Raw genomic sequence first — 13,556 nt, forward strand, 5'->3', positions numbered from 1 at the left:
GCGTGTGTTGGGCGGCGCTCAGGTGTGTATCGACCCGGCATCACCGGCAGCCAGGACGGCTGCCGGTGATCACCCCCGGTACTTGGCGCCCCACCAGGTGGCCTCGCGCAGCCTGCCGAGCTCCACCGCCCGCCCGACGATCAGCCGGGCCGCCCGCAGCCGCTCGGCGTCGTCGGCCTCGGCCCTGGTCAGCCGCTCGGCCAGCTCCTCGACCTGCGCCTCCTGGCTGGCCTCGATCACCGCCAGGTCGATCTGCCCGCCCGGGTACGACACCGCCTTGACCCGGTCGACCAGCCGCTCGAACGCCGCCCGGTGCCTCCTGATCACCAGCCGCACCGACAGCACGAGCGCCAGCGGCCAGGCCAGCGCGCTCACCAGCGCGGCGGCCGAGTCGAGCAGCCTGGCCCAGTCCGCCGTCACGACAGCCGGGCGATGTCGTCGGTGAGCCGCCTCTCCACCCGCTGCCAGCGCTCCTGCAGCGGCACCGGGTCCAGCCGGGCCAGCACCCGGCAGATCTCCGGCAGCGGTCCCAGCGAGGGCCGGGGCTGCCGGATGTCCTCGAACTCCGGCAGCAGCGGGCCGGCGCCGTCCACCAGGGAGTCGTCCAGCAGACGGGCGTACTCGCGGGCCGCCGCCCCCCTGGCCGGGCCGGCGCCGTTCACCGCCGGGGCCTGCAGGGTGGGCGGCAGGGTCAGCGCGGGCGGTACCTCGGTGCCGGGCCGCTGCTGCGCCCTCGGCTCCAGGATGCCGCGCCGGTAGGCCTCCAGCATCGCCTCGCGGAAGCGGCTGAGGCCCTCGTCGCGGGCCGCCCGCAGGTCCGAGTACGCCTCGACGTGCCTGGCCAGCGACGCCTTGGCGGAAGCCTGGACCTTGGCGCACCGCTTCTCGCTGCGCCGGCGCCGCAGCCGCGCGACGAGCACGGCGTCCGCCTCCGGATCGTCGCCCTTGATCTTCATCAGGATCGAGGTGAGCGTGAGCAGCCCGATCAGCGCCGCGATGAGGATCACCTGGTCGTCCACGGCGATCTGCCTCTGGGTCTCGGCCGCGAAGGAGTCAAAGGCCCGCAGATACGCGAAGTATCCGACGAGCCCCAGCACCAGGGCGAGGTAGACCACCGGCACCAGCCCGCTCAGGAACCGCGACACCCGGCCGCCGGCCGGCCGCCGCCGGATCAGGCCGCTGACGAGGGTGGCGCTGAGCAGCACCATGAAGACCACCGCGATGCCGGGAACCAGGGCGATCAGGTTCTGGATCAGGCCGGGGTCCTCGTCGGCGCCGGTGTAGCCGACGTCGAGAAAGTACTGCTGGAAGAACCACACGTCGAACGCGCCGATCAGCAGGACCGCCGGCCAGCGGAAGATCCGCAGCCAGGTCGGCGGCGTGGGCCGCTCGCGGTCGGCGAGCGCGCGCTCGTCCCGGCAGGCCCGCCCCACCTGGCGCGCGTGCCGCCCCTCGGCCACGAACCGCTCGTAGGCGTTGACCGCCGCGTCGGCGTCGTGGTGCGCGCGGATGAGCGACTGCCTGCGGGCGCGCATCGTCTCCGCCGACTCCAGCAGCCGCCGCAGGCCCGTCTGCGCTCCGCCGAGCAGCGCGCAGGTCTCGGCGTAGCTGAGCACCGCGGGATCGGGATGATGCTCCTTCTGTACGGCCGGCTCCTCCGCACCCGGCTCCGCCTCGCCCAGGCTCTCCCAGAGCGCGCAACGGCACCCGTCGGCGCAGTAGGCGGGCGCCTCCCTGCGGGGCCGGCCGCGGGAGGCCGCGGCGCGGGGATGTTCTTCGGTCAGGACCATTCGTGTTCCTCTCGCGATCCGCTAACCCGCGGTGGCGGACGCGTCGTCGGTCGGTGCGCCGCTCAGCACGACGCACGTCGTGGTCATCCGGCGGCACAACGTGTGCCAGAGCCTGGCCAGGGAGGTGACCGCGTCGGGTGGCACCGGGCGCATCTTGCTGGAGGCGGTGCCGATGCCGACCATCGTGATCGGGATGCCGCTCACGCTGGTCGGCAGCTCACCGGCGCAGCCGTCGGCGATGCGGGCGATGTCGCGGTCGCTGAGCCGCCGGCCCATTTTGATCTCGGCGCAGCCGGTGCTGGCGTAGCCGTCGGTGGCCACGAAGATGTGCTTGGCCGAGCCCGGCGGCAGCCCGGTGAGCTGCCGGCCCGCCGCGTTCAGGGCGCCCAGGATGTCGGTGCCCTTGGGTATCCCGGGCTTCAGCGCCGCGCCCCCGACCCGCAGCCGGAGGCACTCGCGGACCGCGTCCTTGAGCGGCGCCTGCTTCTTGCCCGTCCCCCTGATCGGCGGCGCGACCAGGGGCTCGTCGGGAAAGGACAGGTAGTCGCCGCCGGCGAACGGCGCGATCAGGTACTGCTCGCCGTCCCCGACGGGCAGCACCCCGCCCAGGCGCTTCGCCCAGACGGGCACGAACGCGCCCTGACCCTTCGCCAGCGTGGAGCCGGAGCGGTCGACCAGGACGACGTTCGTGGACACGGGCCTGGCGCCGGGGCGCGACATCACCGCGCACGGATCGCCGGCGCCGGCCCGCGGCTGCAGCTCCGTGCGCACGCAGCCGGTGAGACAGATCACCGCCAGCAGGCCGGCGACGCGTTTGGGCGTCCTCATCGGCTCACTCGCCCTCGTCGGCCGTGCGCGGCTGCGGAATCTGGGCGCCGGCCTGCCCGTCGGGCTCCTGCGGAAGCTCGGCGGCGGGCTCCTCGGGCTCCTCGTCGTCCGGATCGGGCACGGCCACCGGCTCCTGGAGCCGCTCCCCGTGCCAGGTCCGCCAGTCCGGCTCCGCGTCCTCGCCCGGGGAGGTGCCGAACATCTCGGGCTCGGGACCCTCCGTGTCCTGGCCCATGCCGAACACGTGAAGCATCGGGTCGTTCTCGTTGTAGGGCAGCAGCTCGTTCTGCAGCATCTCGCCCACCAGGTCGTACCTCGGCAGGTCGTAGGCCTTGACCATCTTGCGCAGCAGGTCCTCCACGCTCACCGCGAAGTCGTAGTGCCCCGCGCCGCGCAGCTGCTTGATGACGTCCTGGTAGAAGCCCGCGGCGAACGTGACGTCGCGCCTGCGCCGCCAGTGCATGCTGGCCACCGTCTCGGTCACCTGCCGTCCGTGCTCTGCCAGCCGGATCGCGAACGGCAGCCGCCAATCGTGCGTGAGCTTGCCCGGATCGGCGCCCAGGAACACCAGCCACTCGTCGCGCAGCTTGGTCAGGGTGCCGATGGCCTGCGTGGAGTCGTGGGCGTGCGCCGCCCAGGACAGGCTCGCCCGCCACTCCTTCTCCTGGTAGGCGCGCACCGGCTCGGCCACGTCGATCTCGACCCAGGCGGTGCAGGTCGCGCTCATGTCCTCGCGCGTGGTGGTGCCGAGCAGCACCGGTCCGTCGTCGGTGAGTGTCTTGTTGGCCGCGTCCTCGGCGTCCTTGGCCGCGTAGGGCGGGAACTCCCGCACCGCCGCGCGTACCATCCGGCGGATGGCCTGCTCGTCCAGGCGCCGCCGCTCGCCGACGAAGGCCTCCATCTTGCCGCGGTCGGGCCCGCCGCGCGCGCACCAGCAGCACCGCACGGTCACGGTGAAGGAGAAGGCGTCGTCGCGGGCGGGGGAGGCGAAGGTGAAGCCGCCGATCACGTTCACCGGCGGGACCTCGGGGGTGAGCCGCCGGAACCAGCTCAGCATGCGCCGGCCCAGACCCGGCCGCGAAGGCCGGGGTGTTGCCGTGGTTGCCGTCATATGACGTCCTCAGGTGTCAGATATAGGGGAATGCCTGGAACGCGGCGCCCCCACGGCGCCGCTTCCACTGCTCGATCTGGTGGTAGAACCGCTTGCGCTCCAGGCGGCTGCGGGTGGCGAGCGGGACCACGAGGGCGCGTACCGGCTCGATCAGGGCCTCGTCGCCGTCGGCCGCCTCGACCCAGCGGCGCAGAACCTGCCACGCGCTGTCGCCCATGTCCCTGTCGGCGAGGCTGAGCTGCCACAGCGGGCGCAGCCTGGCCGCGGAGACCTCGCCGCCGGCCAGCATGCGCAACAGCGCGGGCGGACGGGGTACGGCCGTGCCGGGCGCGGGCAACCTGGCCACGCGGACCATCGCGCGCACCGCCACCTTGCGCCGGACGAACGCCACCACCGGCTCCCTGCCGTGCCGCGGCCCGCCCGACCATCCGCGCAGCTGGTTCAGGACCTGGTGGGCCGCGCCGCCCGCGAAGATCTCCGTGACCACGCGGGCGATCCTGGACAGCCCGACCTCGGCCGCCACCTGGGCGCCGTCCTCGGGATCGGCGTTCGTGGCGGCTTCGCGCAGGAAGCCGTCGATCGCCCGCAGCGCGTCGCCGGGGAACAGGGCGCCGATCCGCGTGCCGTACGCGTCGATGAGGGCGCCGCGCGCCGGCCGCGAACCGCCCGGATTCAGCAGGCGGCGGACCCGCTCGGCGGTGCGCTCGTCGGCGCCGGCGGCGGCCTCCAGCGCCAGGCTGAAGGCGCGGTGGTGCAGCGGGCTGGGCGAGTCGCGCCAGGGGAGCAGGGTGGAGCCGGCGACATGCTCGAAGTCGAGTACGGCGAACATCCCGACGGCCTGCGCGGCCTGGACGCGAATGGCCGGGTCCTCCTGCTCGGCCTGCGCCCGCAGCCAGCCGAGGACCGTGGCCCGCAGGCCCGGCAGGTCGCGCCAGGCCACGGTCAGCACGTCCCGGCCGAGCGATTCGGGCAGCAGGATCACCCGCGGGTCGCGGCCACGCCGGGCGGCCTCCTCGTCCATGCCCTTGAAGCCGCTGACGAAGACGTCCAGGTTGTCCGGCAGGCAGCGCAGGAACGGGTCCGGCGGGATCTCCTGGCCGGGCATGCTCTCCCGCAGCCGGTCCGCCGCGCGCACGACCTTCCCGACCGGCTGCCCCTGGAACGCGGCGGCGGCCACCAGCGGCAGCGCCAGATGCCGGGGATCGACGTCGTGGAAGCACTCGCGCAGCCGTTCCCTGCGCCGCCCCGGCAGCCGGGTCAGCACGTCCCTGGCCGACGTGCCCGCCAGGAGCTGGATGGCCAGGTCGCCGGACAGGCGTACCGCCTCCGCCGGAAAGCGCAGCGTGCCCACCTCCAGCAGGAGGGCGTCGGAGCTCAGCAGGCGGCGCGCGTTCTCCACGACCTCGGCGGCCGCGTCCTCCAGCCGCCCCCACAGGTGGTTCTCCAGCACGCTCATCAGGTCGGGACACTCGTGCCCGACCACCTCCGCCGCCCCGTGGAGATCTTCGGCCAGGGCGGGCTCGGCGGCCAGCACGATCACCCACGACCACCCGCCCGCCGCCCGCTTCAGCGCGTCCAGATGGGCGCGGTTGACCCGCCCGCTCAGCCCGGACGCGTCGAGCACATAGGCCCGCTCCGGCTCCACCCGCCAGCCCGCCAACCTGCCCGGCGCCGGATCGCCCGGCGGCTCGGGGAACAACGCCTCGATCGTGCCCACCTCGGCGATCTCCACCGGGAACTCGTGCGCCCGCGGCACCGGGACGATCGCCGACAACACCCGCAGCGCGCTGTCGCGCCGCCCCGTCGAGGCCTCCCCGCACAGCACGACCGCCCGATGCCGCGCCACGCTCGCGCGCAGCCACTCGTCGGAGCCGGTGCCGACGTGGAGCCGGTGGCGCAGATCCAGGTCGTCCCGCGTCAGCCCGCCGAACCTGGGAGGCGTGACGAAGTCCTGGGCGACCTGGTAGACGGTGTGCATGTTGACCGTGTCGGCGTGGTAGCTGTGCACGTCGCGGGCGGCCCACGACGTCGTCCGGTCGCGGCCCGCGCCGCCGGGGCCGGCGTACCAGGCCGGGCCGAACAGGTAGCGCAGCCCGTCGGCCCGCCGTCCGCGCTCGGTGTCGGCCTGGCGCTGCTCCTCCTCCGCGCTGGGTTCGGGTGCCTTGCGTGGCGTGGGGTCGTTCTGGTCCTGCGCGGGGCCGGGCTGCGGCTCTTCCTTCCGGTACGGCCCGCCGTACGGCACGAGCTCGGTCATGGCCGGTTCCCGAGGTTGATGGTGTCGGCATGGTAGGAGTGGATGGCGCCGTCGCCGTAACTGGTGTTGGTGACGGTGTCCCGCTGACCAGGGGTTTCTCGCTTCTCCGGTGGATTCTCCTCTTGCTGTGGCTCGTCGGGTTCCGGGGTGTCGGCGCGGGTCACGGTGACGGGCGGCGCGGGCGCGCCGGGGAGGTCGATCGCCTCGGGCCGGTACAGGTCCGGGTCCGACTTGAGCATCCTGCGTTCCAGGTCGCGCAGAAACTCGGGCGCGGTCGGGACGCCCTGCAGCACCCGATGGGCCAGTTCCCAGCGGTGGTCGCGGAAGTAGGCGTGCATGAGCAGCCAGGCCGCGGCCACGTTGTTCCGGTCCTGCTCCACCACCGCCTTGAGCGGGGCGATCTGCTCGGCGTGCTCCCCGCCCTTGATGCGGGCGGCGGCCAGGACCAGCCGCGCCTGCGTGACCTCCGCGCTCAGCGCCTCGCGGTACCGGCCCATCAGGCGGCCGTCCAGGCCGGTGAGCGGCTCGCCCCTCGATCGGGCCAGCGCCTGGTTGAGCAGCCGGACCGCGGGCGTGTCCCTGCCTGCGGCCAGGAGGTGGACGGCCTGCCGTACCTCCGCGCGGAACAGACGGACGTCCACGTGCTCATCGGCGATCCGCAGCCGGTAGGACAGGCCCTCCTTGCCGAGGGACGCCGTGACCCCCGCGTCCTTGAACGCCTTGCGTACGGCGCTGGCCAGGCCGTGCAGGGCGTCGGCCGGGTAACCGTCGGCGGGCCGGCCCTGCCAGACCCACTCCTTCAATCTGTCGTGGGAGAGGGGTTTGCCCCCGGCTTCCACGAGTGCCACGATCATGCGCTTGACCTGCGGGCCGCCCAGGGAGAAGCGCGAGTCTCCCCGCAGGACCTCCACCGGGCCGAGCAGGCTCAGCACCGGCGACGGGCCCTCGCGGACCGCTATTTCCGCTGTCATTTCCCTCGTCTACCTCCTTCGAAAGGTCTCCGGACACCCGGAGAAACGGCTGGGCGCTGCCCAGGAGAATTTCGGAGTACTCCCAGGTCACGGACCAGATGATTGCCAGTGAAGCCTTGGACTCTGGAGTCAGGAAGAAACACTCGACACCAGGAAGGGCGCGACATGAGCAAGATCAAGCTGGAGACGCAGGCAGAGTTCCGCAGCGCGTGCGAGGGCGGCACCTGCGTGGAGGTGGCCATGGTGCAGGTCGTGGCCGTGCGCGACTCCAAGGACCCGCACGGGCCGGTGCTGCTGTTCGACGGCAAGGAATGGGAGGAGTTCACCGGGGCCGTGAAGGCCGGCGAGTTCGACGCGCCGGGTGGGTGGGCCGCGATCGCGTGACCCGTTGAGCGGCCGTCCGGGCGACCCCCACCCGGACGGCCGCGACTCGGGACCCACCTGGCCGGGCGCCCACGTCTCACGCGGCCCTCGCGCGGACGACGGGCGCCCGGCCGGCGGCGGCCCGAGCGTCTTGACGGGCTCGCGCCCGATGAGCCCGCCCCCCGAGGACCCGGCACTCCACACCCCGAGGCCCCCGCACACCCGAACCCGCCCCGAACCCCAACGCCCCCAGCCCACCCCCGGTCTGACGGCCCCAGGTCCGACGGCCCCAGGTCTGACGGCCGGTGAGCTGGCAGCCTGTGGTCCGACGGCCTCCGGTCTGACGGCCGGTGGTCCGACGGTCTGTGGCCTGACCCCCTCCTGTCCGACCACCGTCCTCGGTCCGGCCGTCTCCTGCCCGGCCACCGTTGGCCCGGATGTTCGCCGGCCCGCCGTTTCGGGGCTGGCCATCTCGGGGTTTCGCGGCTTGGGGCCGGCCAACATGGGGCTGGCCGACTCGGGGGTTGACGGCCCGGGAGTGGGCGGCTTTTGGGCAGGTGGTGGTGGGTCTGGCGGGCGTGGGCCGCGGGGTTGCTGGGGTGGGGCGGGTGGTAAGGGTGGTGTGGGCATGTCAGCCTCCCGCCCGGATGGTGGTGCTGATCTGGGACAGGAAGGACCGGGCCTCGTCGTCGAAGATCGCCATCCGGCGCAGCGACGTCCACCGGTCGTGGTAGAGGCTCACGCTCTCGGCCCCCTTGACGACCAGGTTGGCGTGCACCGTCTCCACCGTCACCACCGCGCCGTCCTCCTCCTCGTCTTCGTGGTCGTGGCCGCAAGCGCCACCGTCCGCCTCGAACATGACGAACGCGTGCGCCATGCTGGTGACCGCCTCGGTGGCGAGCGGGATGAGGCCGATGGAGACGTTCTCCAGCGTGCTGAGCGACGCGATCCGGTCGAGCTGGGCCAGCAGCAGGCGCGGCGGTCCCGGCCGCCATCGCAGGGCGGCCTCGGTGACAAGGAACTCGAAGCGCTTGGCCTCGTCGTACAACGCGAGCTGCCGGTCCAGCCGGGCGGCGAGGACGGTGGCGAGCTTGTCCTCCGCGTACCCGGGCTGGAACAACGTCAGCACCCGCTTCACGTACTCGGCCGTCTGCAGCAGGCCGGGCACGAGCGCCGGCTGGAACGTACGAATCACCTGCGCCCCCCGCTCCAGCTTCTGGATCTCCCCTTGCAGATGCGGCCGGTTGCGCAGGGCCGCCCGCCACGTCTGCACCTCGGTGAAGGCCGCCTGAGTCAGCGAGGCGAGTACCTGCCGGGTGTCGTCGGGCGCGTTCACCGCCTCCGCCCACGCCATCACCTGTGAGAACGACGGCATCGCCGCACCGGCTTCGATCCGCGAGACCTTGGACTGGCTGATCCCGATCTGCTCGGCGAGATCTCGTCCGGAGACGCCGGCCATGTCACGCAAACGCCTCAACTCTGCTCCAAGCCATTGCCGCTTGATCTGCGGATCCATACCGTCGTCCGTCACCACAGGCACGTGCCTCCCGCATCGCCCGAGATCCCCGCGCGTATCCGATGCGCAGTGATTCGTCATGATTCAATATGATGCGAGTCTGTGGGTGATTCGGTGAGTAGTCAACCACCGTACAGGCGGCAGGTCCCCAGTTAGCGGTATAAAGACCGAAATATATGTCTCATAGCGACTTAGCATGATTCACCGGCAACCGCACCCCGGGCCCCACGACCTCGCTATGCTCCCGCGCCCCCCACCCCTCCCTTCAGCCCCACCCACCCACCCCTCCACCTTCAGTCCGCACTGCCGCCCCTCGCCTCCGGTCCGCACCGCCTGGCTCCCCGCCCTCCGCCTGGCCGGCTCCCAAGGCTCCAGGCAAGGGGCATGGACAGGCGGGCCGACGGAGCGCCATGCGGGAGTGGCGCGTCATGGGGGGCGCCCGTCGCATCGCGCGAGTCAGGTCGTGAGCATCGGTTGCGGCAGGCGAGGGAGCGGCCCGGGGCGGCTGGATGGTCGCGGCGGCCGTACCGTGTCGGGTGGGGTGGGGGCGATCTGTGGGGGCCATGCGTAAATAGACGGGAATTTCGTATTTCCCTTGCGCGCGCTTATCGCCTCGGTATGATCTGGCGCCGAGATTAGAACGAGGGCTCGAAAGCGGTTATCTCAAATCCATAAATTCGGATACCCTCAAACGACGGAGCGCCGAACAGTGGGATCTCATGCTGCCAGGTCGAAGCGTAAAAGATCGCGACTGGCGTTAGGGGTGCTCGTGGCCATCGCGCTTGTCGCCATACCGACGACGAGCGCCGTGGCGGGGGAGTCAGCCCGCCAGGCCCAGAAAACGCAGAAAGCGCAGAAAGCCGAAAAGATGCGGGCGCAGGCCGTGCCCGGCACGCTTCAGGCGAGCCTGTGGAGCAAGGGCCCGGTCACAGCCCCGCGCCGCGCCGAGCGGATCCCCCTGGAACTCGGCGTACGCTTCACCGCCGACAGAAACGGCGAGATCGCCGGCATCCGCTTCTACAAGCCGCGCGGCGAGCGCGGCCGCCACGTCGGCACCCTCTGGGACGCCCGGGGCCGCGCGCTGGCCAGGGTGCAGTTCACCGGCGAGACCCGCGAAGGATGGCAGACGGCGCTCTTCGGCACCCCCGTCCCGGTCTGGGCGGGCGCGGTCTACACCGCCTCGTACCACACCCGCCACGGCACCTACGTCGCCCAGCGCGGCGGCTTCTCACAGCCGGTCGTCTCCGGTCCGCTCTCCGCGCCGTCCGACCGTAACGGCGTCTTCGCGTACGGCAAGCGCTCCCGCTTCCCCGCCTACGCCAACCCGGCGAAGTTCAACTACTTCACGGACGTGATCTTCAACTACCGTCCGTCACCCGGTCCCACCCCGACCGCCACGCCCACCCCCACGCCCACCCCCACGGTGACCGCGACGCCGACGACCACGCCGACCAGGCCCACGAGCACGCCGACGAAGCCGACCGGCACCCCCACGACCACCCCGACCGGCACCCCCACCAAGCCGACCAGCACCAGCACCCCGACGCAACCGACCAGCACGCCAACGAAGCCGACCAGCACCCCGACCAAGCCCACGAGCACCCCGACCAAGCCCACCAGCACGCCAACGAAGCCGACCAGTACGCCCACCAAGCCCACCGACCCGCCCCCCATGACCGGTTTCCCCAACGAGGGCAACACCGGCCCCACCGTCTCCACGTTCAAGAAGATCAAGGGCGGCGAGGTCAAGCAGGACGGCGCGGTCTTCGACGGGGTGGAGGTCAGTGAGGGCTTCGACATCTGGGCCGACAACGTGACGATCCGCAACTGCAAGATCATCGTCGGCGGCTACTGGGGCATCCAGCTACGCGAGGGCCACACCAACCTCACGGTCGAGAACTGCGAGATCGGCTCGAACAAGAAGACCAAGCTCGACATCGGCATCTGGAACGACGGCACCGGCAACATGACCGTCCGCCGCAACAACATCCACACCACGTCGAACGCCGCCATCATGGCCAAGTCCGGACTCATCGAGGACAACTACATCCACGACATGTGGCAGGCGAACCCGGGCGACCACACCGACGGCATCCAGACCAACGGCAACAAGGAAAAGAACAAGCTGGTGATCCGCCACAACACGATCATCAACCCGGAGAACCAGACCTCGGCCATCATCTTGAGCCCGGTCTTCGGCCCGATCCACGACGTGGAGGTCACCGGCAACCTGCTCGCCGGCGGCGGCTACTGCATCTACGGCGGTGCCAAGCACATCGAGCACCCGTACTCGCCGTACAACGTGGTCATCAAGGACAACGTCTTCAGCCGCCAGGTCTTCAGCAAGTGCGGCTTCTACGGCCCGATGGCCCACTTCGACGCCAAGGCCGAGGGCAACCTCTGGAGCAACAATCGCTGGGAGGACGGCGGCCAGGCCGTAGGGGCGGGCTGACTCCCTCACCCGGGCGGCGGCGCTCCACCACCGCCGCCCACCTTCCCCGGCAGCCCCCACCCGGCTCCCCGGGGATCCGGTGCGGCAGGCGCGGCAGGTGCGGCCACACCTGCCGCACCGGGCGGGCGCGCTGTCGTAGTCCCGAACCTGGACAAGTCGTAGTCCCGAACCTGGACAAGTCGTAGTCCCCAAGCCTGGACAAGGCGCCCGGCGCCGGCGCGACGGGCGCGGCCCCGGGGATGACGCGCACGATCGTCAGGGGCGCCGCCAGTTCGGGTCGCGGCCGATCATCCCGAGCAGCCGGTCCTGCGGGGAGGCGTCGGGCCCGACCTTGACCTCGGGTCCGAACACCTCCACTCCCGGCCCGAACGCCCCCGGCGTCCGGTACTGCTCGATCAGCTCCGCCGGCAGTCCGGAGACCGACTCCCACGACAGCCGCACGTCCTCCGGGTCGATCGTGGCGTCCTGTCCGGTGGCCTTGGCCAGGTCCCAGCCGTGCAGGGGCAGGTCGGCGCTCATGACCTCGTTGACGTGCCGGGCGGCGGTGAACCGCCCGGCCGGGGTGTCGCACTCGGTCGCGGCCGCGACCGGGTCGGCGAGCAGGGCCTCGACGTCCGCGCGCGCGGCGCGGAAGGCGGCGAGCGGGTCCTCCTTCACCGAGGGGGCGGGGCTGAGCGCGCGGCCGATCGGGCTCAGCATGACGGCGTGCATGTCCACGATGTGCCCGACCACGTCGCGGGCGGTCCACTGCGCGCAGGGCGACGGTTCCGACCACTGCTCCGGCCTGACGGCGGCGACCTTCGCCTCGAAGGCGTCGGCCCGGCGGCGGTAGACGTCGGTGATCTCGTTCATAACCCCTCGTTTCTATAACCTACTGGTTTTCTATCGGCTGACGAGGGGTCGGTCAAGCGGCGTCAGCCGAGCCAGCCCGGCACCACCAGCAGCGCCCACGCCGCCAGCGGGCCGACGACCACGACGGCGGCGCCGTAGCCGAGGAGCTTGCGGTAGAAGACGTCGCGGTCCATGCCCCGGACGTTGGCCACGAGCAGCGCGCCCGTGGTCGAGAACGGGCTGACGTCCACGATCGCCGACGACACCGACAGCGCCGCGATCATCGCGATCGGGCCGAGCGTCCCCTGCGACAGGAACGGCACCGCCAGCGGCACCAGCGCCCCCAGGATGCCGACGGTCGAGGCGAAGGCCGACACCACGCCGCCCACGTAGCAGATGAGCAGCGCGACCACGAGCGGGACGCCGATCGCGGCCACGTGCGTGCCGACCCAGTCGATGGTCCCGATCTCCTGCAGCACGCCCACGTAGGTGACCACGCCGCAGATCAGCAGCACCGTCGGCCACGCCACCCGCTCGACGGCGCCCTTGTTGGCCTTGGGCGAGGTGAGCGACAGGACGACCGCGACGGTGACCGCGGTCAGGCCGAGGTCCAGCTTGAACGCGAGCACTCCCGCGCACAGGCCCACGATCCCGGCCAGGGTGAGCGCCTGGTGCACGGTCAGCCGCAGCCCCGTCCCCGGCCTGGCGATCGTGGCGGTCCCGCCGCCGCCGGGAACCGTGCCGCCAGAAACCCCGGTCCCGCCGCCGTGCTCCTCCGCGAGCGCCTCCTCCGCGACCTCCTCCTCCGAAGGCCCGTCCGACGCGGTACGGCGGGCCAGCGCGGGCCCGCCGAACAGCAGGAACACGATGACCGCCGCCGCAGCGTTGAACGCGAAGCTGGACAGGAACAACACCAGGTTCGAGCTGGGCAGCCCCGCCTCCTTGGTGACCCCGTTCACGATGCCGCCCAGCACAGAGATCGGGGAGAACGCCCCGGCCTGCGTGCCGTGGGCGACCATGAGGCCGATGAGCAGGGCGTGGATCTTGTACTGGGCAGCGAAGCCGTACGCGATGGGGGCGAGGATCGCGGCGACGGCGGGCGCGGGCGCGCCGACCGCGGTGAGCAGCGCGGCGATCGCGAAGATCACCAGCGGGATGGCCACGATGCGCCCGCGCACGAGATGGACGGCGGCGCGCACGAGCCAGTCGACGGTCCCGTTGTTGGTGGCGATCGCGAACAGCAGCGTCACCCCGACCAGGATCACGAACAGGCTGCCGGGGAAGGCGCCGAGGATGTCGTCGGTGCCCATCCCGGCGGCGAGGGTGCCGACGAGGAAGGCCCCGACGAGGGCCAGGGCTCCCAGATTGACCGGGAAGGCCGTGGCCACCACGAACATCAGGATGAGGGCGAGTATGGACAGAAGTTCGGCGGACATGACA

At 71.8% G+C, this 13,556-nt stretch carries 11 protein-coding genes; 2 read left to right on the plus strand and 9 right to left on the minus strand.

What is annotated here, in order from left to right:
• Nucleotides 1-69: 69 nt before the first annotated feature.
• Genes ACIBHY_RS01585 through ACIBHY_RS01610 form a run of 6 tightly spaced genes read right to left on the minus strand, consistent with a single transcriptional unit; the run spans nt 70 to nt 6,954 of the window.
• Nucleotides 70-420, minus strand: coding sequence for a hypothetical protein (locus ACIBHY_RS01585; protein WP_397305606.1), 351 nt, complete (start codon nt 418-420; stop codon nt 70-72).
• Nucleotides 417-1,790 (minus strand): hypothetical protein, encoded by a 1,374-nt coding sequence (locus ACIBHY_RS01590; protein ID WP_397305607.1) that lies wholly within the window; start codon nt 1,788-1,790, stop codon nt 417-419. The genes ACIBHY_RS01585 and ACIBHY_RS01590 overlap by 4 nt, the downstream gene beginning before the upstream one ends.
• Nucleotides 1,791-1,811: 21 nt before the next feature.
• Nucleotides 1,812-2,618: a hypothetical protein gene (locus ACIBHY_RS01595; protein ID WP_397245814.1), complete on the minus strand. Its 807-nt coding sequence runs from the start codon at nt 2,616-2,618 to the stop codon at nt 1,812-1,814.
• A 4-nt stretch (nt 2,619-2,622) separates the two neighbouring features.
• On the minus strand, nt 2,623-3,729 hold the full coding sequence (locus ACIBHY_RS01600) for a hypothetical protein (RefSeq protein ID WP_397305608.1): 1,107 nt from the start codon (nt 3,727-3,729) through the stop codon (nt 2,623-2,625).
• Between the two features lie 16 nt (nt 3,730-3,745).
• Nucleotides 3,746-5,983 carry a hypothetical protein gene (locus ACIBHY_RS01605; RefSeq protein ID WP_397305609.1) on the minus strand — a complete coding sequence of 746 codons (2,238 nt, stop codon included), beginning with the start codon at nt 5,981-5,983 and terminating at the stop codon, nt 3,746-3,748.
• Complete coding sequence (locus ACIBHY_RS01610; protein ID WP_397305610.1) at nt 5,980-6,954, minus strand: BTAD domain-containing putative transcriptional regulator; 975 nt, start codon at nt 6,952-6,954, stop codon at nt 5,980-5,982. Before ACIBHY_RS01610 ends, ACIBHY_RS01605 begins: the two co-directional genes overlap by 4 nt.
• 165 nt (nt 6,955-7,119) lie before the next feature.
• Here ACIBHY_RS01610 and ACIBHY_RS01615 point away from each other — a divergent pair, with 165 nt between their 5' ends.
• Nucleotides 7,120-7,338 (plus strand): DUF397 domain-containing protein, encoded by a 219-nt coding sequence (locus ACIBHY_RS01615; protein ID WP_397245821.1) that lies wholly within the window; start codon nt 7,120-7,122, stop codon nt 7,336-7,338.
• Nucleotides 7,339-7,948: 610 nt separating this feature from the next.
• On the opposite strand, the gene ACIBHY_RS01620 is transcribed toward ACIBHY_RS01615, so the two are convergent.
• Entirely contained in the window at nt 7,949-8,833 is an 885-nt protein-coding gene (locus tag ACIBHY_RS01620; RefSeq protein WP_397245823.1) for a helix-turn-helix domain-containing protein, read from the minus strand.
• Nucleotides 8,834-9,701: 868 nt separating this feature from the next.
• On the opposite strand from ACIBHY_RS01620, the gene ACIBHY_RS01625 reads away from it, so the two are divergent.
• Nucleotides 9,702-11,285: a DUF4082 domain-containing protein gene (locus ACIBHY_RS01625; protein WP_397305611.1), complete on the plus strand. Its 1,584-nt coding sequence runs from the start codon at nt 9,702-9,704 to the stop codon at nt 11,283-11,285.
• A 255-nt stretch (nt 11,286-11,540) separates the two neighbouring features.
• Here the strand turns inward: ACIBHY_RS01625 and ACIBHY_RS01630 are convergent, their stop codons facing one another.
• Together ACIBHY_RS01630 and ACIBHY_RS01635 are read right to left on the minus strand one after the other, a co-directional pair.
• Nucleotides 11,541-12,137, minus strand: a complete 597-nt coding sequence (locus ACIBHY_RS01630; RefSeq protein WP_397305612.1) for a TIGR03086 family metal-binding protein — start codon at nt 12,135-12,137, stop codon at nt 11,541-11,543.
• A 62-nt stretch (nt 12,138-12,199) separates the two neighbouring features.
• Nucleotides 12,200-13,552: an SLC13 family permease gene (locus ACIBHY_RS01635; protein WP_397305613.1), complete on the minus strand. Its 1,353-nt coding sequence runs from the start codon at nt 13,550-13,552 to the stop codon at nt 12,200-12,202.
• Between the last annotated feature and the right edge of the window lie 4 nt (nt 13,553-13,556).

Source organism: Nonomuraea sp. NPDC050547 (assembly GCF_044457345.1).
Lineage (GTDB): Bacteria > Actinomycetota > Actinomycetes > Streptosporangiales > Streptosporangiaceae > Nonomuraea.

Excerpts from the sequence above, each read along its gene's own strand:
- ACIBHY_RS01615 (WP_397245821.1), top strand. The coding sequence starts at position 7,120 with ATGAGCAAGATCAAGCTGGAGACGCAGGCAGAGTTCCGCAGCGCGTGC.
- ACIBHY_RS01605 (WP_397305609.1), bottom strand. The coding sequence starts at position 5,983 with ATGACCGAGCTCGTGCCGTACGGCGGGCCGTACCGGAAGGAAGAGCCG.
- ACIBHY_RS01620 (WP_397245823.1), bottom strand. The coding sequence starts at position 8,833 with ATGGATCCGCAGATCAAGCGGCAATGGCTTGGAGCAGAGTTGAGGCGT.
- ACIBHY_RS01590 (WP_397305607.1), bottom strand. The coding sequence starts at position 1,790 with ATGGTCCTGACCGAAGAACATCCCCGCGCCGCGGCCTCCCGCGGCCGG.
- ACIBHY_RS01600 (WP_397305608.1), bottom strand. The coding sequence starts at position 3,729 with ATGACGGCAACCACGGCAACACCCCGGCCTTCGCGGCCGGGTCTGGGC.
- ACIBHY_RS01635 (WP_397305613.1), bottom strand. The coding sequence starts at position 13,552 with ATGTCCGCCGAACTTCTGTCCATACTCGCCCTCATCCTGATGTTCGTG.
- ACIBHY_RS01610 (WP_397305610.1), bottom strand. The coding sequence starts at position 6,954 with ATGACAGCGGAAATAGCGGTCCGCGAGGGCCCGTCGCCGGTGCTGAGC.
- ACIBHY_RS01595 (WP_397245814.1), bottom strand. The coding sequence starts at position 2,618 with ATGAGGACGCCCAAACGCGTCGCCGGCCTGCTGGCGGTGATCTGTCTC.
- ACIBHY_RS01630 (WP_397305612.1), bottom strand. The coding sequence starts at position 12,137 with ATGAACGAGATCACCGACGTCTACCGCCGCCGGGCCGACGCCTTCGAG.
- ACIBHY_RS01625 (WP_397305611.1), top strand. The coding sequence starts at position 9,702 with ATGCGGGCGCAGGCCGTGCCCGGCACGCTTCAGGCGAGCCTGTGGAGC.